The sequence below is a fragment of the Puia sp. P3 genome (assembly GCF_050632245.1).
Taxonomy (GTDB): domain Bacteria; phylum Bacteroidota; class Bacteroidia; order Chitinophagales; family Chitinophagaceae; genus Puia.
On the sequence record NZ_CP192583.1, the window covers coordinates 7,693,720 to 7,718,985 of the forward strand.

Consider the following 25,266-nt stretch of genomic DNA (forward strand, 5'->3'; position numbering starts at 1 on the left):
ACCCATATCGCCATGCGGCTCGAGCTGAAAAGCGGCATCAACCACTGCTCCATCATCAACGACAGCTATAGCGCCGACCTCAACAGCCTCGTCATCGCGCTCGACTTTCTCTCGCAGCAGCAGCAACACGCACGGCGCACCGTCATCCTCTCCGATATCCTGGAGAGCGGAAGACCCGACGACCAGCTGTATGCAGAGGTAGCCCGGGCCCTCGAACAGAAAAAGGTCGACCGGCTCATCGCCATCGGCGGCCGCATCGGCATGAACCGTCCGGCATTCGAAGAATGGTTCTCCGGCCAGTGCGTCTTTCTCCCCTCGGTGGAAGAATTCAAAACATCCGTTCACCAGCTGCAGTTCAGGGACGAAACGATCCTGATCAAGGGAGCGCGGGTTTTCGAATTCGAGACCATCGACCGCCTGCTGACCGAGAAGATCCACCAGACCATCATGGAAGTCAATCTCGGGGCCATAGCGCAGAACCTCCGCGCCTACCGCCGAGCTGCTGCAACCCGCCACCCGCATGATGGCCATGGTAAAAGCATTTGGATACGGCAGCGGCAGCTGGGAGATCGCCAACCTCCTGCAGTTTCACGGCGTGGACTATCTCGGTGTCGCCTATGCGGACGAAGGCGTCACCCTGCGGAAGGGCGGAATTCGTATGCCCATCATGGTGATGAACACCGAGAACTCCGGCTTTAGCTCGCTGGTGGAATACAACCTCGAGCCGGTGATCTATTCCTTTTCGCTGCTGGAGTCCTTCGACCGCTGGCTGAAGAAAGAAGGCCTGACCGCTTTCCCTGTGCACGTCGAACTCGAGACGGGCATGAACCGCCTCGGATTCCCCGCAGCAGAACTCGACCGTCTTCTCAAAGCCTTACCCACAGCGGCTTTTAAAGTGCAAAGCGCCTTCAGCCATTTTGCCGCCAGCGAAGACGCCGGCCAGGACGCTTTCTCGCTGGCGCAGTGGGAGGCTTATAAAAAAGCCGCCGACCGGCTGGAGGCAACGCTCGGCTATCCCTTCATCCGCCATATCGCCAATTCAGCGGCGATCGTCCGTCTGCCCCAGCTGCAGATGGACATGGTCAGACTGGGGATCGGGCTCTATGGCATCGACAGCGCCGATAGCAACCAGCTCGACCTGCAGGAAGTCTCCACCCTCAAGACAACCATCGCACAGATCAAACACCTCAGTGAAGGAGATACCGTCGGGTACAACCGGAAAGGCGTCGCCGCGGCAGGTACCGTCATCGCCACTGTCCGCATCGGCTATGCAGACGGATATGGGCGCCGCTTTGCCAACGGGGTCGGCAAGATGTGGGTGGCGGGGAGACTGGCTCCCACCATCGGCATCATCAGCATGGACATGACCATGATCGATATCACCGGCATTCCCGACGTCCACGAAGGCGACGAAGTGATCGTTTTCGGTAAGGAGCTATCCGTCAGACAGTTAGCGAAATGGGCGCAGACGATCCCCTACGAGATCCTGACCGGTATATCCCAGCGGGTCAAAAGAATTTACTTCGAGGAGTAGGCGCGGGGCCCGCGGTTCACGCCGGGTTCTGCGGTTCACGCCGGGTTCTGCGGTTCACGCCGGGTTTTGCGGTTCACGCGCGTCGGCTGACCCGACGCTCCGCGGTTCACGATAGGGGAATACCCCCAGTCCCGATGACATTCCGCGGTTCACGTTTCGCGCACGCGACCTCACCGCAGCCTCCCCACAACCCCAAACCAAATGTGAAATCTGTGTCGCCAATGATGACTATTAAGTATATTTGACGACTTAAACATTGTTAAGTGAAGGCCAGAACAATCTTTTTAATAGTGCTGCTGATCATCGTCGCCGATCAGTCTCTGAAAATCTGGGTAAAGACCCACATGCCGCTGAGTCATACCATCGACAGTTACGCAACTCCTGTCTCTCCTTATGATAATGGCATCAAGCTGCTGGGTGACAAAGGCCAGATCTATTTCGTCGAGAACGAAGGCATGGCCTGGGGCTGGAAATTTGGCGGCTCCTGGGGAAAGATGGCGCTGACCCTCTTCCGCCTCGTTGCCGTCGTATTCGGCGTCTACTATATTCAGACGATCATTAAGAAGAAATATCACAGAGGATTCATCATCTGCGCCGGCCTCATCTTCGCCGGTGCGCTGGGCAATCTTATCGATAGCATGTTCTACGGCCTCATCTTCGAGAAAAGCACCTACGAACACGTTGCGAAGATCTTCCCGCCGCACGGCTATACCACATTTCTCCATGGCAGGGTGGTCGACATGCTCTATTTCCCTATTATCAAAACGCACTATCCTTCCTGGATTCCATTTGTAGGCGGTGACGAATTTGAATTCTTCAGCCCGGTTTTCAACCTCGCCGATGCTTCGATCTCCGTCGGCGTCATCGCCATCCTCATCTTCCAGAAACGCTTCTTCCACAAACGGCACGATGAAGAATCTCCCGTACTGGAAGGCAATAAGGTCGATACCGTTCAGGCATAACTACTTCGTCACCTTCACCAGCTTTCTTGCTGATCAGCTGGTCTCCCACCTGTATCTGCATCACATAGTTGCCTGCCGGCAGGACGCCCAGTCCATATACATTCAGGTTATTGAGACCGAGGTTCACCTGTAACTGCTCGCGGCGGACAAACCGGCCGTACATATCGGAAAGGCTCAGGACGGCCCTGCCTTCAGCAGGCGCGGTCATCTCGACGGAGATATGATCGATAAAGGGATTCAGCGCAGAGCGCACTTCCAGATGAATATCGGTGTTACTGAGCAGCACCCAATTGCTCATACGGGTGGCGGAGTTGCCGTTCATGACCAGGCGATAGTAAGTCTGCGTCGTGACCGGATTGGGATCGACGAATGAATAGGTCGCCCCTCGTCCGTCGCCGGCAATGCCCGGCAGGGTGACCAGCGACCGGAAGTTCCTGCCGTCGTCGCTGCGCTGTACCGTCCAGGTCAGGCCGTTCACCTCGCCGGCGGAAGTCCACTGCAGATTGCCCAGGGTATTGTGTACCTGTCCCCGGAAAGAGAGTAGGGTAGTGGGCAGGGCGATCATACAATTCACGCCGACCACCAGCTTGGGCTGGGTAGTAGTATAGAAGCATCCGTTGGTGGTGAGGTTGGCGACGGTACTGGCTATGCTGATGCGGTAGATGATCTTTGTGTCGGTCGCTGCGATCCGGTAGTAGCGGGTCACCGTATCGAGGTAGAGACCGCTCAGCGGGTCCTGGACGGGCACTACGCTTCCGCTGGCCGCGCGTCCGAGCGTATCGATACCGGCGCTGACCCAGGTCGCTCCGTTGTCGAGGCTCTTCTGCATGACCCACTGCGTATAGTTGTCGACGTAAGAAGAGATCTTGAAGCGGACGGTGTCGTCTGCGCCCTGACACAGCGTATCCGGCTTGTTAGGCGTCAGCAGCAGGTCGGGAGGACAGGTCGCCAGCGTGATATCGTCGAGCGCCCAGTCGTTACCCCCGCCGCCTGGCGCGTTGTTACGGATAGAGATAGTAATAGAGGTCTGCGTCGGCCCGGTCAGCAGCACAAAGCCCCTCTGCTGCCAGCCCACGGTATCCAGCTGTCCGGTGGAGATACGGTCGATGCCGTCCACCACGAGGGTCAGATTGGGCAGTACGCCCGGGAGATAGGTGGCATTGCCGTTCATGTCGATACCGCAGTTGGGACAGACATTCTTCACCCAGCAGGAGAACTGATAGTAGGTATTCGGACAAAGACCCGTGATCACCTGGTGGTAGGCCTCGCTGGTTGCCAGATCGGCGTTGACGAGCAGCATATAACCCGCGTCTGTACCTGCCGCAGGCGGAACGTTGCCCGCCGCGGTGCTGGTTCCGGTATGGTCGCCGCCGATGTACCAGAAGCCGCCGAACTCGCGGTTGCTACAGGCGTAGATCCCCGTACTCGGCGAGGCGCTACAGTTGGGTTGGCGGTTGGCGTTGGGGTAGGTGCTGCTGGTCGGACTGGTATTGTTGACGATGGCATAGTATCCATCGTTGATGGAGGTCGTGGTCCCCGAAGGGTTCAGGTAGGTATAGCCCGGTATCAGGAACGAGGGCCCTGCGACGCGGTCGTGCGCTGTTCCGTGGTTAAAAGTACCGCCGGACTCCGCCGCGAAGTTCGTACTGGTGCTGCTCGAACACAGGGTACTGGGCTTCGAGATCTGTATCTGGTATTGGGTGGCATTGAGGATGGTGTCGCTGCCGTTGGTCGTCTTCTTGTATATGATCTTGCCTGCGCCGAGCGTGATGATGTCTCCGTAGTTACCGGTAACGACTACACGAAACGCGGTAGTGATGATGGAACCCGAACTGAACAGGGGCACGCTGTTGCCGCCCTTTAGGTTGGTCGCCCCGGTGAAATCGGTGCTCGCCATGGGATCCGCGCCCGAAGGCACGCCCGGAGGCAGGCCGCCGTAGCCGCCCATATTGATACGGATCTGGTAGTCGGTCGGAAGGGCCGGCGTCTGTACAAAGGAGCCTGCGTCGTCGGTGGTAGCCTGGGTATAGGAATTGACGACGAGCCCTTCGTTGGTGATGAGGTTCAGCGTCGAATTGGGAAGAATGGCGGTATTCGCGGGGAGGTTGTCAAAATAGCGAACCCGGTACATCATACCGGTGCCATTGTAAACTTTATTGACATAAAAGTTGGTGCGTATCTCGAGGGTATCACCGGGTTGTACCGGTCCACCAACGGCTTTCTTGCTTATGTTGACGTAGCTGTTCCCAAACTTAAGCAGCGCGGTGGCCTGCGAAAAGGCAAGCCCGCGGGCTAGTAACAGCACCATCAAAGTCCCGCCTGCTCTGCGAATGGCACGGCCAACGGGTAGGGTTGTTTTCATAAGTACGACTCCATTTTTCTTGGGTTATCGGATCTTGAACGGGTCGGTCTCACCCACCGGGAGCATTCGGCTCGCCGGGAAATGATAATATAAAGATACTCCTTATTTAATCCAAGGCAATCGTAATAGTCCGTTCAGGATTTAAGGGAAATCTACTATTCCATCTTAAGCAAATAAGTACTATTTTGGTAGATATGACGGACCTCGGGTCCGTCGGCTGATCCAATCATCCGATGAGAAACCACCATTCTTCTCAAGTTGTACTACTGTGCCTGTGCCTATCTCTGAATCTTACAGCGCAGCAGACGGTAACCTTTTACACCCAGTCGTTCAGGATCGATACCCTCTACTCCGGCAACGGGGACCACGGGGATGGCCAGTCCATGGGAAGTCCTCTATGGACCCGATGATTCGCTATGGGTGACGGAGTCGCATGGATACAGGATCTGGAAGATCCATCCCGGTGACAAGGGGAATCGTGTGCTCCTGGATATGAACAGCCTGAAAGACTTTACCGCTGCAACCGCAAATCCCCTGGCCCCGGGGAGGGCTCATGGGACTGGCTATCCACCCGCAGTTCTATTCGGGTAAGCCATGGGTTTATATTGCCTATGTCTATCATCTCGTGGGCTGCGCTACGGGCAGCAGCGGCAAATACTGCAGCTACAATACAAAGGTTGCCCGTTATCGTTACCGTTTCAGCGACGGTAGTCTCGTCTATTTGGACGACGTCATTTCGGGTCTCGACGGCAGCAACGACCACAACTCGGGGCGCATCCGCGTTAGTCCGATGCCCGAGCCGGACGGTCAGTACCATCTTTATTATACCATCGGCGATATGGGGGCCGGCAACCTGACCAATATCGACCGGCCCAACTATGCCCAGGACACGACCGTCATTCAGGGCAAGGTGCTCCGGCTAAATACCGAGCCGGATCTCAGCCAGCCTTCCGGGCCGCAGCAAGTGGATACCGGGAGACAATCCCTTTCCGGCCGGGGCCGCCGCGTCCGCCAAAACCGCCGTCTATTCCTTCGGCCACCGCAACCCGCAGGGTCTGGATTTCGGGTCCGTCGACGGCGGGGCTTCCTATATCCTCTATAGCAGCGAGCACGGGGACCAGTCCGACGACGAGGTGAACATCATCCTTCCTCATATCAACTATGGCTGGCCAAAGATCGCCGGTCTCTGCGACGACAACTATACTTCCAGTAATGGCGACTCGATGTATCTGGCGGGCAAGTCCGTGATCAGCGAACACGGTTTTTGCGACACTACCCCCACGACGCTGCAGGAGCCGATGTTCTCTTTTTACAACTGGGGGCGCTCGGCGAATAAGACCTCGGGCGCCATGGGCAATATGCACTGGCCGACGATCGCGCCCGCGGCTATTGCGTACTATGGGCAGGGCGCCATCCCGGGCTGGAACAACTCCCTGCTGATCCCTTCATTGAAGAACGGCCTTTTCCGCCTGCCGTTGAAGGCCGACGGGCTAAGTGTCGACAGTACGGTGAGTGCGGGCGATACCCTCCACTACCTGCCGGGTTACCGGCTCCGGAATGTGACAGTTGCGCCGACGGGCGATACGCTGTTCCTGGCGGTGGACAACTCCTGTTGTACGCTGGGGGCGAGCGGTGTGATCGGCAATTCCGTTGCGTCGCCGGCGCTGGGATATATATTGAGGATGGTTTATCTGACGACTTTGGCGCTTCCGCCCGGGAAGGGTGGTGGCCCCGCCGGTGGCACTGGTTCGGATGCCTACCCGGGCGAGGACGGCTCCAATCGTGCCGGGTCACCCAGAATTTTCCCCAACCCGGCCCATGGCCAGCTGCAGATCGAGGCCGCGGCCAGCGGACGCAGGCCCTGGCAGGCGCGGCTTTATACCGTTACCGGCGGGCTGGTGGTCGTCAAAGAGACCTATGAAAACAAGTTCTCGCTGAATATCAGTGGAGTGCAGCCGGGAGTATACGTCCTTCGGCTTTTCAATGGAACCGAGGTTTCGGTCGTGACCCGGAAGGTCATTATATATTAGGTGTTGCGCCGCCCGGCGGTGGCTTGCCCGCGGCCTCCGCTCCCCGTCCCCACATCCCGCGGTTCACATCCCACGCGTGAACCATCCGGTCCCCGCGCCCAAACTCCCGGTCCCCGCACCCAAACCCCACGTCCCCCACTACCAAATCCCAAAAACAATTCGTAAATTTGCGTATGTTGTACACAATAGATTGATACAGAGATTGCTTGCCGTACCAATAGCATTAATCCGTAGACCCTTTAATACTTTTTCAAATGCAATCTCTACATGAATCGACGGGCAAAGCCCCGTCTGTAACCCCGATGAGCTGCCCAATTTGTGGATCGTCGATGTATGCAACGGATTGGGGCAACTGCGAAATTACCTACCACTGTTCCAGCCCCGAAGCCCGCTTCTGGGATTTTGACCGCGGAACAAAAGCTCAGCACACAGCCAAAGAACACTGGGACCAGTCCAAACGGGAAGTCTTCTTCACCCGCGGTGAAGAGAACGGCCTCCCCGAGACCAAAGTGGCGTAGCCGGTTGGTCTCCCGGTCCAAAATGACGTGAACCGCGACCACATCCCGCGTGAACCGCGACCCAATCCCCGTGAACCGGCCCGCGACCCAACCTGCGTGAACCATCCCCCGGCCCAATCCCCCACAAAAAAAAACCGCCCCAAAGGAGCGGCTTTCCCCACCAGGGGTGCACCGAACGTCCACACTAGTGCACGTCCCAATATAACTTCGTCTCCGGCTTGTCACCGCCAATGGCAGCTGCCGCCTGCGTATAATTCGCCCCATTCAGCGCCTGCTCATTATAGGTACTCGAAGGATAGGGCAGCCTGTTCGGGAAACCGGACTGCGCTGCGATCGGCGGGATCATCGTCGGATAGTCGAACCGACGAAGGTCGGTCCAGGCATCCATACCCCTGTTGTACAGCGCAATCCATTTCTGCAGACCGATCTTCTGCTGCCATGTCCCGGCCGCAGTAGTATATGCTACATTCGGCTGCGCCAGATAAGTTAGCGCCTGCACCTGCGTTCCTCCCCAGTAACGGATCGACATCGCGATAGCGGAATCATAGTGCTGCTCCGCCGTCCCGGCCACATTGAACCCTCTTTCGATGGCCTCCGCACGATAGAACTCCATATCGATATCGTCCATAATAGTGAAAGGCGAGTTAGGCAGGCTCATTCTCGCGCTGGGCTTCGACTCATTGGCGAAGATCACACCATTCGTTTCTCCGAGCCGCGTTCCCTGGTACTGACCCGCCGAATTGGTTGTAAAAAATCCCGGAAGACGCGGATCGCTATACAGCTTCATCGTATCGATCAGCGTAGCGCAGGCGATAAAGTCCTGGCGGCCCGAGGTTACGATCGCGTTATACATCGGATTGTTGCTGGGTACGGCAAAGTAGGGCCATACGGCGTCGGTAGCGGAAGTCTGGAAGGCCTTCGGACTAGCTGCTTCGACCAGCGCTTTGGAGTTGGCGGCGTCGACGTCGGCAAGGGTCATGGCGATCTTTATCATCAGCGAATTCCCGAATGCTACCCAGCTGCTGACCTTCCCGCTGTAGATAAGGTCTTCCGAGGCGGCAAAGCTCGTACTGCCGGGGTCCAGCGCCGCCAGGTCCGCGGTAAGCCGCTTCTCGAGATCCAGCTGGACCGTCTTGGCGTCGTCGTATTTCGGGAAGAGGTTATTGTAGTTAAGCGCCTGGGAATAGGGCACGTTGCCAAAACTATTGACCAGGATATTCCATACATATACCGCCATGATATCCGTGACCGCCCGCTGATTCTTGATGATCACGGGGGAAGTGGTCGAAGGTGAAGCGAGGATGCTGTCGCAGGCATGCAGGTTGGACAGCACGATATACATCCTGTTCCACCAGAGGTCGTTCATCCGCGTAGCATTGAAGTTATAAACTGTAGCGTCCTGGATGATCGTCTGGGACCAGTGCTCGACGATATGCCTTAACGAATTGTTGTTGCTGCAGTCGGTAAGCATGTCCGACAGCGTCCGCGTGGCATAGGTGAAAACAGGACCCGCTGGCACGGTGGTAGGCTGCTTTGTGGCATTGTTGAACCGGTCGATGTTCTTGGTACACGCTCCAAGAAGCACTACCGGCAATATGAAAACGAATATCTTTTTCATGTCGTGGGATTTAGAATTTCAATTTTACGTTTAAGCCGACTTGACGTACTGCGGGATAGGAGCCGCTCTGGTAGCCCTGCAGGTTGCCGGCGGAAGTAGTCTCTTCCGGATCAGCCATCGGCAGATTCTTGTGGATGATCCAGAGATTGCGGCCGAATACCGAAAAGTCAACTCCTTTTAGTGCCTTTTGATTGCGCAGCAGACGGTCGGGCAGGTGGTAGTTGACGGTCGTCTCACGCAGCTTCACATAGCTGGCGTCGTAGATGAACTGCGACTCCGGCAGGTAAAGGCTGTTGTTGCTGTATATCCGGACGCGCTGCGTATTGGGCTTGCCGTCGGGAGTCACACCGGGCAGGATCAGGCCGCCGCCCTGTGCGAGCGGAAGACGGAAATCGACTCCCTTGTCGTTGATACCCATCTGTGTATTGGTGATACCCGACTGGAAGGAGTAGTACTGATCCAGCGAGAATAGCTTGCCCCCTGGCGGACGTCGATGAGGAAGGACACGCTCCAGTTCTTGTACTTGAAGGTATTGGTCACGCCGCCGATCCAGTCCGGATTGGCATTGCCCAGCACCTTGTTGGTAGCGGGAATGACGTACACGGCATTGGTGGCGCTTTGCGCAACGACCCGCTGGCCGTTGATGTACTGAAAGTCCGTACCCCAGATCGTTCCATAGGGCTGTCCGACTGTAGCATTGATCGTGATGGGCCCCTGCAGACTACCCAGCACGAGATTGGTCGAACCTTCGTTGAGCGAAAGCACCTTGTTCCGGTTGCGTGTCCAGTTGACATTGATCTCCCAGGAGAAATTGCGCGTTTGAACAGGCGTGCCGAACAGCGAGACCTCGAAACCCTGGTTTTGGATATTTCCGGCGTTGATATATTTCTGATTGTATCCGACGGCCGAAGAGGTCTGGGTCGGTAAGATCTGGTTGATCGAATTGGTATGGTAGTACGTTACGTCCAGGCCTACCCTGTTCTTGAGGAAGGCAACCTCGAGGCCAATTTCCTTGCTGTTGGTTCTTTCCGGCTTAAGATTCGGGTTATTCTTCGTTGTTGGCAGATTGAACTGGTAGCTGCCATTTCCATAAAGCGCCCCCACCGTGTAGACGTCCTGGATAGCTCCCCATGGTGCGTCGTTACCCACGGTGGCGTAGTTGGCGCGCAACTTACCGGAGGATAGCCAGGGCACATTCTTCAAATGCTGGAAGAAGATCCAGCTTCCGGATATGGCGTAGTAGTTGTAAGCATTAGCGTTGACAGGCAGTGTCGAAGACCGGTCGCGGCGGAAGGTTCCATCCAGCGAAAGGAAGTCCCGGTATGTCAGCGTGGCGCCCGCGAAATATCCGTCAACCGCCTTGGGAGCGTAGACTTCTACCGGATTGGCAGGCGTGGCCTTGGAATTGGAGATAGCATATACTTTGGGAATGATCAGCCCGCCCTGCGTGACCTGTGAGGTAGACTGCTGCTTGTTGCGCCGCATATTCACACCCAGAAGGCCGTTGAACTTGAAGTCGGCGGAGAGGTCTTTGTTCATCGTCGCCAAAAGGTCATAGTTCAATTCCTGGTAGGAAATATTCGTTCTGGAATAGCGGCCGGTGGTCTGTATCTGACCTACGCTGCCGACGGCGACCCTTTCTTCGATGAACTGGTTCCAGTTGTCGACCGAGATACGACCCATGATATTGAGCCAGTCGGTGACCTGGTAGTTGAGGGCCGTGTTGCCGAAGATACGGTTGCGGCTGTCAGTCTCGTAGTTCTGGTAGGCGTTCCAGTAAGGGTTATTATAAAAGGCGGGATAGACGCCGCTAAAATCTTTCTTCGTCAGGTCGAACCAGCTCCAGGTAATATTCTGCTGGTTACGGAAATAGGCTTCCTTCTGCTCTTTATAGTCTACGTTGGTCTGGCCATACTGGCGGAACTGGACGTTCACGTTGCGGTCCGCGTCATACCCCGTAGCATAACGACCGATCGCATTGTCATTCGAATAGTTGGCAGATGCCGACGCGGTCAGCCGGGGCACGATTTTGTACGTCCCGGCAAAGTTTATTTGATTGCGCGATACATTGCTGTTGGGGAGATTTCCCTTGTCATTCGTGCGGTTGAAACCCAGCTTGAAGCTGCCCTTGTCGGAGGCGCCGTCGAGATAGACGCTGTTGTTATTGCTGATGGACGTCCCATAAAAATATTCCGGACCATGTTTGGCAGCGACCCATGGCGTCCCCTTGTGAAAATTGGGGCTGCTCGGATCGAAGGCGTCCCACTGCCATACGAGAATATTGGGATCAAAAGCCGGTCCCCAGCTGCGCGGCGCATTGGCGTTTACCAGGTATTCTCCCTGACCGTCATTCAGCAGATCGGCCCACTGAAAATCCGTGCGCTTGCCGGCAGGGTTGGGCGGGCTGGTGATCGAGTAGTCGTCGCTGCGACCGGCGCCGTACTTATTCTGTAGCTTCACAAATGTGGACTTATCGATCCGGCCAACGGTGAGGCCGCTGTTGACCTGGATGTTGAATCCGGAACGTCCTCTCTTCGTCGTGATCATGATGACCCCGTTGGCGGCGCGGCTGCCATAGAGAGCCGTTGCAGCTGCCCCTTGAGGACGTTGATGCTGGCGATGTCGTCGGGGTTGATATCGCTGGCCGCATTGCCGTAGTCATAGCCTCCGGTGCCCGATGCCGTACCGTTGGGGGCGGTTGCCGAGCTAAAGGTACTGGAGTTGATAACCGTATTGTCGAAAGGCACACCGTCGACCACGAAAAGCGCCTGGTTGCTGCCCGTCAGCGATTTGGCGCCGCGTATGATGACATTTACCGAGCCGCCGACAGAGTTGTTCTGCCGGATCTCAAGGCCGGAGACCTTGCCGGACAGCCCCTGGGCGACGTTGGTGAGGCGAACCTTATTGGCTTCATCGCCGCTGATCGTCTGGGCGGCGTAAGGAAGGGTATTCTTGGCGCGGCGGATACCATAGGCGGTAACGACGACCTCGTTCAGGTTCTTGTCATTCCTCACCAGGTTGACCCTGACCTGGGAAAGACCGGCAACGTCCACCTCCTGCTCTACAAATCCGAGAGCGGAAATGACCAGCCTGCCACGACCTGTAGGTGAAGAAATGCTGAAACTCCCGTCGTCCAGCGTGATAGTACCTCCTTTTTGATTTTTGAAGCGGACAGTGGCCCCCACGATCGGGTTGCCGGCTTCATCGAACACTTTTCCCGGGATTCTGGCTGACTGGGCAAATCCTGACAAACAGGATAAGCCGAATGCAAACACCAGAGCTAGCACAATGCTACATCTCATGAGCTTAGTTTTTGGTTTGAATAAAAAAATGCGGTGATCGGAGTTAAACCCAAATTTGCCTGATTTACGACAATTTTCCTTTATAATTTTTACCCCGAAGTTTACGTAAATTAACCATGGGGAAAAGATTACCGCAGCGTGACAATCCAGAGCCAGAGCGGGTTTTAACGGATACGCATATTCATCCGCGTTAGAAAATAAGGGGTATTACAGAGCAGGGTCGCCGCCTACCCGGGGGCTGCTAATTTTTTCCTTAGTTACTTCTCCTTGTGGCGGCGCTCCCTGAGCCGGCTGACGGCAGCTGCCTGAGCCATACAACAAAGGGCCCGCCAAAGGCAGACCCTCAAAATTTTGAAATATGTGAACGGGTCCACTCCCCTGAACCGCGTGAACCGCGACGACAGACCCGTGAACCGCGACAACACCCCCCGCGAACCGGGGCGGATTCCTCTACTCACTCCTCAAACTCTTCACCGGACTCTCCATTGCCGCCTTCACCGCCTGCCAGCTCACCGTCAGCAGCGTGATCACCACCGCCCCAGTCCCCGCCACCGCAAAGATCCACCACGACAGACTCGTATGATATGTATATCCGGCCAGCCATCCCTGCATGATCCACCAGGCCAGCGGCCCCCCGATGAGCAACGACAAAACCACCAGCTTCACGAACTCCTGCGACAGCAACGCCCACAGACTGCCCAGCGACGCCCCCAACACCTTCCGGACCCCGATCTCCCGCGTCCGCTGCTCCGCAACAAAGGTCGCCAGCCCGAACAACCCCAGACAGGAGATAAAGATCGCCAGCCCCGTAAAGAACCCCGCCAGCCTGCCGATCCGTACCTCCGTGGCAAACTTGCGCCCATATTCCTCGTCGACAAACCGATACTCGAAAGGATTATCGGTATCGTATTTTTTATACACCCCCGCGATCTTGCCAATGGCCGCGGCGGCACTGACGCCGGGCCTGATCCGGACGTCGACCAGCGGCGTCCGTGCCGTATCGAGGAAAAAGATCATCGCCGTCGCCGGCTCGAAAGGCGACTGCATGATCATGTCTTTTACCACTCCAATGATCGTATAGACCCCATTATCCCCCCACTGGACCCTCTCGCCGACCGGATTGCTAAACCCCATATAACGGGCCGCGCTCTCATTGATGACGAACCCGAGCGAATCCGTGGCAAAAGCACGCGAGAAATCCCGCCCCTGCACCACCTGCCAGCGGGCAACCCGGCCATATTCCGGACTCACCCGCACCGTATGGAACTGCTCGGTCATATTCGGATCTTTTCCCCTCCACTTATATCCGCTGTTGGTCACATAGGCTGCCGTCAGCGGACTCTCGGAAAAAGCAGCTTCCTCCACGACCCCGGTAGAAAGCAGGTCGGCACGAAACGCATCCTTGTGCTGGCTGATGGCCGCCCCGCCCACGGGCACCGTAACCAATCCTTCCCGCGTATAACCCACCGGCCGCTCCCGGACATACCCGATCTGCCGGAAGACACCCAGCGTTCCGATGATCAGGATCACGCTGACCGAGAACTGTACTACGACAAGCACCTTTCTCGGCACCGCCGCAAGTCTCCCCACCCTAAATGTCCCCTTGAGTACTTTCACCGGCTGGAAAGACGAAAGATACAGCGCCGGATAGCTGCCCGCTACCAACCCGGTGAACAGCGCAAACCCAATACCCGCCAGCCAGAACAACGGCTGTCCCCAGGGGATCGACACCTTCTTGCCCGCGACTTCGTTGAAGAAGGGCAGCAGGACCAAAACCAGTCCAACGGCAAGCACATAGGCTAACACCGCCACCAGCACCGACTCGCTGAAGAACTGGCCGATCAGCTGGCCGCGCAAAGACCCGATCGCCTTGCGGATACCCACCTCCCTCGCCCGCCGCTCGCTGCGCGCCGTCGAAAGGTTCATAAAATTTATACAGGCCAGCAGCAGCACAAAGGCGCCGATGATCATAAAGAGCCGGACATAGACGATCGCCCCGCCATTGTTCTTCCCCTCCTTCCATTCGCCATAAAGATGCCAGCGGTCCATCGGGTGGAGTACCAGCTGCGGCTTGAATTTGGCGTCGCCGGGACTAGCCTTCAGCTTCACATCCCTGATCGCCCGCGAGGCCTTCGCCAGATCGACCCCTTCATTCAGCTGCACCAGACACTGGAACCAGCTGTTGCCCCAGCCGAGCTTTTTCTCATAACCTTCATTCGCCAGCAGCAGGCGCCACGGCACGATGAATTTCGTTGCGCCATAGTCGGAATTATCCGGCAGATCCTCATAAACCCCTGTCACTTTCACCGGGATCTTCGTGTCCAGCACAACGACCTGACCCATCGCCGCCGCTGCGTTACCGAACAACGACCGTGCCGCCGACAAGGACAGAACGACCGACCCCGGCTCGCGCAGTCCGGAATAATTCCCCGCCACCATCTTTGGAGTCAGCATCTCCAGAACCCCCGAATCCATATAGTTGCCACCCGTCTTGATCTTTCGGTAACCAACGCCGAGCAGGTGATCACCATTCCACCCGGACATTACGACGTGCTTAAAAAGATCGGCATACCCGGATCGAAGCGCGGGCCCGAGCTGCAGCGCCTCTCCCCACCAGGTGTCTATCTCGCCGTTGAAATCCTGAATCTGAAGGACGGCGGCGATACGCCGGTGATTGGCGACGCGATGATTAAACCCCGTCTCATCGGAGACCCAGAGCCCGATCAAAATAGCGACTGACATCCCGATGGCAAGACCGCCGATATTGATCACGGAAGAAAGCCGGTTCCTGGTCAGGTTGCGCCAGGCGATGGTGAAGTAGTTGCGGAACATAGAAAAAGGTTTTATTCTGAACGGAGACTTTTTACGGGGTTGGCCAGCGCGGCCCTCAGGGTCGTGACGCTGATGGTCAGCAGGGCGATGCACAACGCCGAGACGCCCGCTACCGGGAAGATCCCCCAGCTGATGGACGATCGGTACGCAAAGTCCTGCAGCCAGCGGTGCATACCCCACCACGTGATGGGGGCCGCGATCAGAAAGGCCAGCGCCACCAGCCAGAGAAATTCCTGCGCCACCAGCAGCAGCACGGAGCCTACCGAAGCGCCAAGCACCTTGCGGATGCCGATCTCCCTCGTCCGCTGTTCGACGATATACGCCGCGAGACCAAAAAGCCCCAGCCCCGCGATCACGATCGCGATCAGCGTAAAGGCGCCAAACAGACTCCCCGTCCGCCGCTCAGTCTCATACATCCGCGCAAAATGGTCGTCGAGAAAATACCAGGCGAAAGGCCCCGAAGGACTAAAAGCCTCCCATTTCCGGTGCGCGTCGGCCATGAAACCCTTTATATCTTTTGTGGTGACTTTGACCAGCATCCCGCCATAGTTGTTGCCCATGAGGATCATCAGCGGCGCGATCTTCTCTTTGGCCGACATATAGTGGAAGTCGGCAACAACGCCGATGACCTTATATTCTTTACGGCCGCTGCGGACAATGGTCTTGCCGATCGGGTCCGTATTGCTCCAGCCCAGGTCCCGCACCGCGGTCTCGTTGATGACGACGGCGCCCGCGCGGCTGGTGTCGCCGTTCGCATTGGCAAGCCTCGCCGGCATGGAGTCTGTCGGAAAACCCCTCGAGAAATTGCGCCCCTTCACTACCTTCAGCCCCAGCGTCGGAACATAGTCGTAGTCGACCTGGTAGATATTGGTATGGATCTCCTTCCCCGAACCTCCTCCGTCCAGCTTCGGATAGATCTCGGTACCACCCATGTCCCCGCTGCCGGGCGCACACCAGCTGATCGAAACATTGCTCACGCGCGGGTCCTGCAGCAGCTGCGACTTGAACGCGTCCTGATTCTGCCCGAGCAGCCGCGTATCCTGGATATAGACCAGCTGATCCTTGTCATAGCCCAGCCGCAGATCCTGCATATAGTGCAGCTGGCGGTAGACGACCAGCGTGGCGACGATCAGCCCGATGGAGATAAAGAACTGGAAGACAACAAGCCCGCTGCGCAGCAGACTCTTGCGACTACCGCCCGCGGCCGCTGCGCCTTTAAGGACTTTTATGGTATTGAACGAAGAAAGGAAGAAGGCGGGATATACGCCGGCGAGGACGCCCACCAGCAAAGTCAGGCCCAGCGCCACCAGCACCGACACCGGCCGCACAAAGACTAAATATGAAATATGTTTTCCCGACACCTGATTAAAGAACCCCAGCAGCGCCGCCGAGAGTCCGTAGGCGACCAGCAGCGCGCCGAAAGTCAGCAGGACCGACTCGACGAGGAACTGAGAGACGAGCTGCCCCTTCAGCGATCCCATGACCTTGCGGATCCCCACCTCCTTGCTGCGGCCGGCCGAGCTCGCCGTAGAGAGATTGGTAAAATTGGCGCAGGCCAGCAGCAGGATAAACAGCGCGAGTGCGCCGAAGATATAGATGTAGTTGATGTCGCCGTTGGCTTCCAGTTCATACTTGGTATTGGAATGGAGGTGTACGTCGCGGAGAGGGGTGAGGCTGAAGATAAAAGTATTGACCGCCTTTTGCGCCTCGTTCAGGGGCACGCCCATATCGCGGGCTATCTCGGGAACGGCGTATTTGGCGACCAGCTGGGGAAACCTCGATTCCAGCCGTTTCGGGTCGGCCCCCGGGTTCAGTAACAACCACGTATAAACGCCGACATTGCTCCAGGTAAGTTCTTTGTAGTGGAGCGTGGACAGACTGATAAAAGCGTCGAAATGAAAACTCGCGTTGGCCGGTATCCGGTCGATGACCCCCGAGATCCTGCAGGGCCCAAAATCGCCGACGGTGATAGACTTGCCTACCACCAGTCCGCTCCCAAAATATTTGTCGGCAAAATCTCTGGTCACGACTACCGAATTGGGCCGCGTCAGCGCCTCCTGCGGGCTGCCCTCGAGGAAGGGTAGGGTAAAGACCCCGAAGAAATTGGAGTCGACAAAGGACAAATGCTGCTCCTTCATCTTCCGCTCGCCGCTGGGGTCGGAGACAAATGTGCCGCCCAGCCGCTGGAGGCGCGTATAGGCCCTTATCTCCGGAAAAGCCTGCTTCATACCCGGTCCGACGGCGATATCCACGGAGGGATAGGACTCCATCGCATGACCGATGACCCCGAGATTGACCCGGTAGATGTTGCCGGACTCGGCGGGATAGCTGTCATAGCTGGTCTCGTCCGATATATAGGCGGCGATCAGCAGACAGCAGGTCAGCCCGATGGCCAAACCGAAGATATTGACCAGGGAGAAAATCTTGTTCTTCCGCAGGTTGCGCAGCGCGATGGTGAAGTAGTTTTTTAGCATAACTAAAAGGGACAACTTTTTTTAGGGGATGTTGCACGCCCGCGTCGCGCGCACACGCGCCGCGCACGCTTTCGCGGAGCCTTCCGCCGATATTACCGGGCTTTCTACCGATACTGCATAACCCCCGCAGCCGACCCATCTATATTCAAACCGATCAAACTCATTCTTATGAAACGGAGCTACCTCTTATCCGGCATGCTATGTGCCGCCATTGCCACTATTTTGTTTTCCTGTAAAAAAACGCCTGCTTCCCTGCAGGCCGACCCCAACAACATTTCGGTTGTCAACGCCGGCGCGGCGAGGTTCTCGCTGGTGCCCCTAAATCTGGCCAGGCAGATCGCGGCCCAGCGGCCAAAGGACAGCGTCGACGTGCGGCTGACGGAGAACCTGGCCGCCCTGAAACCCAGGGCCATCGAGAACGAATTCACCTACAATGGGAAAGACGGCTATCCCGACTACTACGCCTTCAACTATTCCGACGGCGGCTTCATCCTTATCTCGGCCGACCTGAAGACCATGCCCATCCTCGCCCACGCGGAGACCGGCGCCCGGGGCCGAACGGCTTTTCCCGACGGGGTCCAGATCTGGATGAGAAGTATGAAGGGGTATATCGACCATATCCGCAGGCAGCCGGATTCCGTGGGCAAAGACCTGCTTCCCCTCTGGAACCATCTGCTGCCGGGCCAGCCGCTGACCAGCCCGCCAACCATGCCCGCCAGCAACAAGACCACCGCCAACGTCCCGCCCGACCAGTGTACCCCCAACACCTCCTATTTTTATTATGGGACACAGATCAGCACCGCCTGGGGACAGGGTTGCGGATATAATTCCAACTGCCCCGGAGATTTCTACGGCCCCTGCGGGCATGACCTGACGGGCTGTGTCGCCACGGCGATCGCACAGGTAGCCTATTATTTCAGGAGCCCGGCCCGGTACGACTACGGATCGATGCCGCTGACCGCGGTGTCGGGTTCGACCAGCGCCTCGCTGCAAAGCCTTATGGCCGATGCCGGTACATATGTAAACATGCAGTATGGACCGACCAATTCCGGCGCTCTGGCCACCGCCATCCCCACGGCCTTTATCAACAGCCTCGGATATTCAACAGCCAATCTGGTCAATTACGACGACAACGCTATCCCGACGATCGAGAACGATATCCGCTTCAACAACGAGCCCGTCATCTTTACCGGCTTCGACAACAACGGCAAAGGCGGCCATGCCTGGGTAGGGGACGGATACGCCATCGCGGGCATGCTCAGCGGCCAGTGTACCATCAGCTATCAGCTGCAATACTATCATATGAACTGGGGCTGGGGAGAAGAAGGGACAACCAACAACTATATCGGCTGGTACAACTACTACGCCTGGAACCCGGATGGATACGACTTTATGACGAGCCCCCAGGTGATCCTGGATATCCATCCCTGACCCGCGGGGGCCGCGCAACCGCGACGGCCCGCGAAATCACGACGGCCCGCGAAATCACGACGGCCCGCGAAATCACGGCCGCCCCCGCAACCCGCGGGGGCTTCACGCAAACTTAATTTCAGGAAGGCATAAAATTTTCATAGCTTACAGGAAACACTTTTTTATGTCAACAGCAACAACCGTCATGTCGACGCAAGAGATCGCCAACCGCCTGGTGGAACTCTGCCAGAAGGGTGATTTTGAGGGTGCACAGAACGAGCTTTTCGCAGAAGACTGCGTGAGCATCGAGCCTTATGCTACTCCCGAATTCCAGCAGGAAACACATGGGCTGGAAGCTATCAAGGAAAAATCAGCGAAATGGGCTTCCATGGTTGAGGCATACCACGAGCTGAAAGTAGGCCAGCCGGTGGTGGGCACCAACTCGTTTGCAGTGACAATGTTTTTGGACGTGACCATGAAAGGAAAAGGTCGCATGGCCATGACCGAGCTTTGCGTTTATCAGACGAAGGATGGCAAGGTCATTGCCGAGCAATTCTTCATGTGATACGCGTACGGGCGTAACGAAAAAGGACCGGGGCTAACCGGTCCTTTTCTTTTATATCTTCCCTACCATATCTTCGGGCTTCACCCACTCGTCGAACTCTTCCGGTTTCAGATACCCCAGCCTGACGGCCATCTCCTTCAAAGTCGTTCCCTCCTTATGCGCCTTCTGCGCGATCTCGGCCGCCTTGTAATAACCGATCTTAGTGTTAAGCGCCGTCACCAGCATCAGCGAATTGTCGACGTGCTTCCTGATATTCGCCTCTATTGGCTCGATGCCCTTCGCACACCGATCGTTAAAACTTACGCAGCCATCGCCGATCAGCCTCGCGCTATGCAAAAAATTATAGATCATCACCGGCTTGAACACATTCAGCTCGAAATGCCCCGTCGCTCCGCCGATATTGATGGCAACGTCATTGCCCAGCACCTGCGCGGCGATCATCGTCAGCGCCTCGCACTGCGTGGGATTCACCTTGCCCGGCATGATGGACGATCCGGGTTCGTTGTCGGGAATGAACAACTCGCCGATGCCGCTGCGGGGACCGCTGGAAAGCATGCGGATATCGTTGGCGATCTTCATCAGACTAACGGCAACAGTTTTTAACGCGCCGTGAGCTTCGACGATCGCGTCGTGCGCGGCAAGCGCCTCGAACTTGTTGGCCGCAGTCACAAAAGGAAGACCGGTCAGGTCCGCAATATGTTTGGCGACATTTTCGGAATAGCCGGCAGGCGTGTTGATCCCCGTGCCCACAGCGGTTCCGCCCAGTGCGAGCTCGGAGAGATGCGCGAGCGTATTCTTTATAGCCCGGAGGCCGTGGTCGAGCTGGCTGACATAGCCGCTGAACTCCTGTCCGACGGTCAGTGGAGTGGCGTCCATAAAATGCGTACGGCCGATCTTGACCACCTTCATGAATTTTTTGCTCTTCTCCGCCAGCGTATCACGCAGCGCCTCGATCCCGGGGATGGTTTTTTCCATCAGCATCTTGTAGGCGGCGATATGCATAGCCGTGGGGAAGGTATCATTGGAAGACTGGGACTTGTTGACGTCGTCGTTGGGGTGGAGGAACTTTTCCTTGTCGGTCAGCTTGCCGCCTTTTAATACGTGTCCGCGGTACGCAATGACCTCGTTGACATTCATATTGCTCTGGGTGCCGCTGCCCGTCTGCCAGACAACGAGCGGGAAAAAGTCGTCCAGCTGACCTTTCAGGATCTCGTCGCAAACCGTTCCGATAAGATCGGATTTTTCTTTTGGCAATGTTCCGGCCTCCAGATTGGTCAGAGCCGCGGCTTTTTCAGATAGGCAAAGGCGCGAATGATCTCCTTCGGCATCTTATTGATGTCCTGTGCGATTTGAAAATTCTCTACACTGCGTTGAGTCTGAGCGCCATAATACGCGTCAACGGGGACCTTTACTTCCCCCATCGTGTCTTTTTCTATCCTATATTCCATGTGATCAAAAATTTTCCAAATTTAGTCCACCGCGGCGATTAGTCCATCGGTTTTCTTGGGGAATGTTTTGACCAGCGGCCGATGAACAATCGGGAAAATTGCCTTCTTTTGTCGGATAACAAAAAAGATCATCATGACATTAACCAGGTTCTTTCTATTTCTTCTGGTCGTCAGCGCGGCGCCCGTAGCCCTCCGGGCGCAGGACCAGAGCTACCAGGACAAATACGTCTGGAAGACAGCCAGCTCGGGCGGATACAGCTACCGCTACGTGACCAATGACCCCATGCAGACCCGGGTGTATACCCTGCCCAACGGTCTTACCGTCCTGCTCAGCGCCAATCACAAGGAACCCCGCGTGGCCGTTCGCATAGCGGTCCGCGCAGGCAGCAACACCGACCCCCGTAACCATACCGGCCTTGCACACTACCTCGAGCACCTGCTCTTCAAGGGTACCGACAAGTTTGGCTCGCTCGACTGGGCAAAGGAAAAGCCTTATCTCGACCAGATAGACGCCCTATACGAACAATACAATATCGCAAAGGACCCCGAGCAGCGCAAGCGCATCTATCACCGCATCGACAGCGTTTCCGGTCTCGCCTCGAAATATTCCATCGCCAACGAATACGACAAGATGATGACGGACATCGGCTCGCAGGGGACGAATGCCCATACGTCGGTGGAGGAGACGGTCTATGAAGAGGACATACCCGCCAACGCCATGGACAAATTTCTCCTCGTACAGGCCGAACGATTCCGCAACCCGATCTTCCGTCTCTTCCACACTGAGCTCGAGGCCGTATACGAAGAGAAGAACAGGACCCTCGACAGCGACCCGAATAAGGTCAACGAGGCGATGCTCAACAGCCTCTTCCCGACCCACAACTACGGACAGCAGACGACCATCGGAACAGTCGAGCATCTGAAGAGCCCCTCGCTGAACGCGATCCGCGACTACTATCACAAATATTATGTGCCCAACAATATGGCCGTGATCATGGCCGGAGACTTCGACCCCGACCAGCTGATCGCAAAGATCGCCCACGCCTTCTCCTATATGCAGACGCGCCCCGTCGCGCTCTACAACCCGGCGCCGGAAAAGAATCTTACTGCTCCCGTAACAAAAGAAGTCTTTGGCCCCAGCGCGGAGAACATGCGCTTTGCCTACCGCACTCCGGCCGTCAATACGCGCGACGCCGTCGCCCTGGACCTCCTGTCCAGCATCCTCTCCAACGGCAAGGCCGGTCTGCTCGACCTCAACCTGAACAAGCAACAAAAAGTCCAGGGCTCTCAGGCCGGTGTCCAGCAGTTCAAGGACTATGGGGTATTTATAGTTTTGGGCACGCCCAAGCAGGGCCAGACGCTCGAGCAGGTCGACGAACTCCTGATGCAGCAGGTGGACAAACTGAAAAAAGGAGATTTTGACGAGAGCCTGGTCAAGGCCATTGTTGCGAACGGCAAGCTGTCTTTACTGGAAGGTCTGGAAAAGAACGACGCCCGCGTCGGCTCCCTCATGACCAGCTTTATCCAGCACCGCGCCGCGCAGCTCGACAAGGACGTCGCCGAGCTCGACGAGCAGGCTACCATCAGCAAGAAAGAGCTGGTCGCTGTCGCCAACAAATACCTGGGCAACAACTACGTCCTCATCTACAAACGCAAGGGCGAAGACAAGAATATCGTAAAGGTCGACAAGCCCGCCATCACACCCGTCGAGACCAACGCAGGCAAACAGTCTCCTTTTTGTACAGAAGATCGCCGCGATGAGCGTCGCTCCTGTCAGCCCCCAGTGGCTGGACTTCAAGTCGGGCATCGCACATGCGAAGGCGGGCATTGCCGAAGTGCTCTATGTCCCCAACAAGGACAACGAACTGTTCCACCTCTACTACCGGCTCGATATGGGCAGCTGGAATAACAAGCTGCTGCCCCTGGCCGCACAGTACCTCCAGTTCCTCGGCACGGCCCAGCATTCCACCGACGAGATCAGCAAGGCATTCTACAATATCGCCTGCAACTTCAACGTGAACGCCACCAACGAGGTGACCACCGTCTCGATCACGGGTCTCCAGGAGAATTTCGACCGCGCCGTTACGATGTTCGAGGACGTACTCCACAACTGTCTTCCCGATACGGCGGCGCTGGCCGGCCTCAAGGACAGGCTGATGAAATCCCGCGCGAACAGCAAGCTCAACAAGCAGGCGATCATGCAGGGCCTGATCAGCTATGCGCGGTACGGTTCGAAGAACCCCTTCAACTCGGGCCTGACCAACGAAGAGATCGCCAGCCTGAAGGCCGAAGACCTCGTCAAGATCCTCCATTCTCTGCTGGACTACTCGCATACGATCATCTACTACGGTCCTCTTTCGCAGGACGCTTTTACGACGGATATCACAAAGCTGCACCCGCTGCCTGCTGCATTTGCTTCCTATCCGGAGAAGAGCCGCTTCCCCTTCACCCAGCAGACGGCCAACCAGGTGCTGTTCGCCAACTACGATATGGTGCAGAGCGAGATCTGCTGGATTCGCAACGCGGCGCCCTATGACGTAACAAAAGAGCCGATCGTAGACGTGTTCGACAACTACTTCGGCGGTGGTATGGGTTCTATCGTATTTCAGACGCTGCGCGAGTCGAAGGCCCTGGCCTATTCTACCTTCGCGACCTACGGCACGCCGGCGAAGAAGGAAGACCCCTTCTATATATTGGCGTATATAGGTTGTCAGGCCGACAAGATGAACGATGCCATCGGCGGGATGAACGAGTTGCTCACCACCCTGCCCGAATCCCAGCAGGCATTCACGCTGGCCCGGACCAGCCAGAAGAAAGATATCGAGACCGAGCGCTATACGCAGGACGGTATCATCTTCGCCTATCTCGCGGCCAAACAAAAAGGGCTGGACTACGACGACCGCAAGGACGAATACGAGGCCCTCGACAAATTGACGATGGCCGACGTAAAAGGCTTCCACCAGCAGCAGGTCTCCGGCAAGGCCTACACCTACTGCGTAGTCGCTTCCGAGAAAAAGATCAAACAGGACGACCTCAAAAAGTAGGCGACGTCAAATCGCTGAGCCTGGAAGATATATTTGGATACTAGACGCTGTTGCGTTGTTCAGAGGGGCCGGCCATGCGCCGGCCCCTTTTTATTTTGCCCGCGGCCGTACCTCCTTTCGGACCGTCGTGTTCGACGTTGGCAACATAACAGGCATGATCATAGGATTTGGGGTCTTTGGGTAATATACAAAAAACCCTAAAACTGTGCCGGTGCCGCGCCCGATGAATGAAATTTCCTCCTACCTTTGGCGGGCTAAACTTAACACCTATGCGCAAGACCTTCTCCGTCCTCTTCGCAGCCGCATTGCTGCTGCAGTTGCCCCTATTCACCCTTTGCACAGAACGCCATCGACAAGACGAGCGACAACGTCGACAAGGCGACCAATACGATCAATAAAGTCGGCAGCCTGTTCAAAAAGAAGAACAAGAACAAGCCCGACACGGCCACGGCGAAACCTGCTGCTGCACCTGACGGTAATACCAATATCACGATCAATTCGGTATACGATTTCACGCCGGGCAGCACGGTCCTTTTTATGGATCAGTTCGACTCCACGGTCGGCGGTAAGTTCCCCGCCAAATGGCTCACCGACGCCAGCGGACAGGTGGTCACCCTGCAGCAGTATCCCGGCAATTGGTTCTCCATCACCAACAACGGTATGTATATTCCAAAGCTGAAGGGTGGATTGCCAAAAGACTTTACGGTAGAGTTCGACCTCATTCTGGCGAACATCAACAACAGCCATACGCTTTTTATCGACTTCGAAGACGCGCTCAACGGCAACTTCAGTGTATTCCCCAACAATCCCTATCTGCAGTTCCGCCTCTACAACCACGGCAGCGCCTATGTCGAGAGCAAGGGCAAGAACCTGAACACCAATGTCAGCAGCAGGGCCTATAATGAGGGTGGTAAGGTCAACCATTTTGCCTTCCGCAAGCAGGGCGAGCGGTTGCTGGTCTATATCAACCAGGAAAAGACCTCTCGACATCAATCACGCGTTCGAGGGCGACCGCACTTACAGCACGTTTAAGATGGGGGCCGATTTCTTCGATCCTTCCCATTTTTTGGTGTCGAATGTGAAGATAGCGGCGCTGTAGGCGCGGCATAGGGCGCCGTGGCCCCGGGGACGCGGGACCAACCTGTGAGCCAACCCTGGCCCCGCCCC

General features: G+C 56.6%; 20 protein-coding genes and 2 pseudogenes. 12 read left to right on the top strand and 10 right to left on the bottom strand.

The features are described 5' to 3' along the window. Positions 1 to 12 precede the first annotated feature (12 nt). The 3 genes and pseudogenes from ACQ86N_RS48455 to ACQ86N_RS48465 form a co-directional block, all read left to right on the top strand. Positions 13 to 330: pseudogene (locus tag ACQ86N_RS48455) on the top strand (glutamate ligase domain-containing protein); the annotation flags it as partial. Between the two features lie 199 nt (positions 331 to 529). Then, positions 530 to 1,534 carry an alanine racemase gene (alr, locus tag ACQ86N_RS48460; RefSeq protein ID WP_431213338.1) on the top strand — a complete coding sequence of 335 codons (1,005 nt, stop codon included), beginning with the start codon at positions 530 to 532 and terminating at the stop codon, positions 1,532 to 1,534. A gap of 263 nt (positions 1,535 to 1,797) precedes the next feature. After that, a complete protein-coding gene (locus tag ACQ86N_RS48465; RefSeq protein WP_431213339.1) occupies positions 1,798 to 2,496 on the top strand; it encodes a lipoprotein signal peptidase in 699 nt (232 codons plus the stop codon). On the opposite strand, the gene ACQ86N_RS48470 is transcribed toward ACQ86N_RS48465, so the two are convergent. Beyond that, a complete protein-coding gene (locus tag ACQ86N_RS48470) occupies positions 2,408 to 4,858 on the bottom strand; it encodes a hypothetical protein (protein ID WP_431213340.1) in 2,451 nt (816 codons plus the stop codon). The genes ACQ86N_RS48465 and ACQ86N_RS48470 overlap by 89 nt on opposite strands. Before the next feature lie 372 nt (positions 4,859 to 5,230). Here ACQ86N_RS48470 and ACQ86N_RS48475 point away from each other — a divergent pair, with 372 nt between their 5' ends. The 4 genes and pseudogenes from ACQ86N_RS48475 (at position 5,231) to ACQ86N_RS48490 (ending at position 7,406) form a co-directional block, all read left to right on the top strand. Beyond that, complete coding sequence (locus tag ACQ86N_RS48475; protein ID WP_431213341.1) at positions 5,231 to 5,449, top strand: hypothetical protein; 219 nt, start codon at positions 5,231 to 5,233, stop codon at positions 5,447 to 5,449. After that, positions 5,412 to 5,735, top strand: a pseudogene (locus ACQ86N_RS48480) (hypothetical protein); the annotation flags it as partial. The gene ACQ86N_RS48475 and the pseudogene ACQ86N_RS48480, both read left to right, overlap by 38 nt. Before the next feature lie 91 nt (positions 5,736 to 5,826). After that, positions 5,827 to 6,888, top strand: coding sequence for a PQQ-dependent sugar dehydrogenase (locus ACQ86N_RS48485; protein WP_431217909.1), 1,062 nt, complete (start codon positions 5,827 to 5,829; stop codon positions 6,886 to 6,888). A 254-nt stretch (positions 6,889 to 7,142) separates the two neighbouring features. Then, positions 7,143 to 7,406: a hypothetical protein gene (locus tag ACQ86N_RS48490; RefSeq protein WP_431213342.1), complete on the top strand. Its 264-nt coding sequence runs from the start codon at positions 7,143 to 7,145 to the stop codon at positions 7,404 to 7,406. Between the two features lie 184 nt (positions 7,407 to 7,590). Here the strand turns inward: ACQ86N_RS48490 and ACQ86N_RS48495 are convergent, their stop codons facing one another. The 6 genes from ACQ86N_RS48495 to ACQ86N_RS48520 all read right to left on the bottom strand — a co-directional run bounded on the left by ACQ86N_RS48495 (position 7,591) and on the right by ACQ86N_RS48520 (position 17,632). Continuing rightward, on the bottom strand, positions 7,591 to 9,024 hold the full coding sequence (locus tag ACQ86N_RS48495; RefSeq protein WP_431213343.1) for a SusD/RagB family nutrient-binding outer membrane lipoprotein: 1,434 nt from the start codon (positions 9,022 to 9,024) through the stop codon (positions 7,591 to 7,593). A 10-nt stretch (positions 9,025 to 9,034) separates the two neighbouring features. After that, positions 9,035 to 9,442: a hypothetical protein gene (locus ACQ86N_RS48500; protein ID WP_431213344.1), complete on the bottom strand. Its 408-nt coding sequence runs from the start codon at positions 9,440 to 9,442 to the stop codon at positions 9,035 to 9,037. Continuing rightward, on the bottom strand, positions 9,382 to 11,571 hold the full coding sequence (locus ACQ86N_RS48505; RefSeq protein ID WP_431213345.1) for a TonB-dependent receptor domain-containing protein: 2,190 nt from the start codon (positions 11,569 to 11,571) through the stop codon (positions 9,382 to 9,384). The genes ACQ86N_RS48500 and ACQ86N_RS48505 overlap by 61 nt, the downstream gene beginning before the upstream one ends. After that, positions 11,568 to 12,236, bottom strand: coding sequence for a carboxypeptidase-like regulatory domain-containing protein (locus ACQ86N_RS48510; protein ID WP_431213346.1), 669 nt, complete (start codon positions 12,234 to 12,236; stop codon positions 11,568 to 11,570). Before ACQ86N_RS48510 ends, ACQ86N_RS48505 begins: the two co-directional genes overlap by 4 nt. A 540-nt stretch (positions 12,237 to 12,776) precedes the next feature. Further along, entirely contained in the window at positions 12,777 to 15,158 is a 2,382-nt protein-coding gene (locus ACQ86N_RS48515) for an ABC transporter permease (RefSeq protein WP_431213347.1), read from the bottom strand. An 11-nt stretch (positions 15,159 to 15,169) separates the two neighbouring features. Then, positions 15,170 to 17,632, bottom strand: a complete 2,463-nt coding sequence (locus ACQ86N_RS48520) for an ABC transporter permease (RefSeq protein ID WP_431213348.1) — start codon at positions 17,630 to 17,632, stop codon at positions 15,170 to 15,172. A 168-nt stretch (positions 17,633 to 17,800) separates the two neighbouring features. Between ACQ86N_RS48520 and ACQ86N_RS48525 the strand changes: the two genes are divergently transcribed. Continuing rightward, complete coding sequence (locus tag ACQ86N_RS48525; RefSeq protein WP_431213349.1) at positions 17,801 to 19,063, top strand: C10 family peptidase; 1,263 nt, start codon at positions 17,801 to 17,803, stop codon at positions 19,061 to 19,063. Positions 19,064 to 19,226: 163 nt separating this feature from the next. Next, positions 19,227 to 19,607, top strand: a complete 381-nt coding sequence (locus tag ACQ86N_RS48530; protein ID WP_431213350.1) for a SnoaL-like domain-containing protein — start codon at positions 19,227 to 19,229, stop codon at positions 19,605 to 19,607. Positions 19,608 to 19,658: 51 nt separating this feature from the next. Here the strand turns inward: ACQ86N_RS48530 and fumC are convergent, their stop codons facing one another. Both fumC and ACQ86N_RS48540 read right to left on the bottom strand, forming a co-directional pair. Continuing rightward, positions 19,659 to 20,861 carry a class II fumarate hydratase gene (fumC, locus tag ACQ86N_RS48535; protein WP_431213351.1) on the bottom strand — a complete coding sequence of 401 codons (1,203 nt, stop codon included), beginning with the start codon at positions 20,859 to 20,861 and terminating at the stop codon, positions 19,659 to 19,661. 20 nt (positions 20,862 to 20,881) lie between these two features. After that, positions 20,882 to 21,055, bottom strand: coding sequence for a hypothetical protein (locus ACQ86N_RS48540; RefSeq protein ID WP_431213352.1), 174 nt, complete (start codon positions 21,053 to 21,055; stop codon positions 20,882 to 20,884). Between the two features lie 133 nt (positions 21,056 to 21,188). Between ACQ86N_RS48540 and ACQ86N_RS48545 the strand changes: the two genes are divergently transcribed. Both ACQ86N_RS48545 and ACQ86N_RS48550 read left to right on the top strand, forming a co-directional pair. Then, positions 21,189 to 22,964 carry a M16 family metallopeptidase gene (locus ACQ86N_RS48545; RefSeq protein ID WP_431213353.1) on the top strand — a complete coding sequence of 592 codons (1,776 nt, stop codon included), beginning with the start codon at positions 21,189 to 21,191 and terminating at the stop codon, positions 22,962 to 22,964. Then, a complete protein-coding gene (locus tag ACQ86N_RS48550; RefSeq protein ID WP_431217910.1) occupies positions 22,948 to 24,099 on the top strand; it encodes a M16 family metallopeptidase in 1,152 nt (383 codons plus the stop codon). Before ACQ86N_RS48545 ends, ACQ86N_RS48550 begins: the two co-directional genes overlap by 17 nt. Before the next feature lie 323 nt (positions 24,100 to 24,422). Here ACQ86N_RS48550 and ACQ86N_RS48555 read toward each other — a convergent pair whose 3' ends face one another. Beyond that, positions 24,423 to 24,626 (bottom strand): hypothetical protein, encoded by a 204-nt coding sequence (locus tag ACQ86N_RS48555; protein ID WP_431213354.1) that lies wholly within the window; start codon positions 24,624 to 24,626, stop codon positions 24,423 to 24,425. Positions 24,627 to 24,636: 10 nt separating this feature from the next. Between ACQ86N_RS48555 and ACQ86N_RS48560 the strand changes: the two genes are divergently transcribed. Continuing rightward, positions 24,637 to 25,131 carry a hypothetical protein gene (locus tag ACQ86N_RS48560; RefSeq protein ID WP_431213355.1) on the top strand — a complete coding sequence of 165 codons (495 nt, stop codon included), beginning with the start codon at positions 24,637 to 24,639 and terminating at the stop codon, positions 25,129 to 25,131. The last annotated feature ends 135 nt before the right edge of the window (positions 25,132 to 25,266 follow it).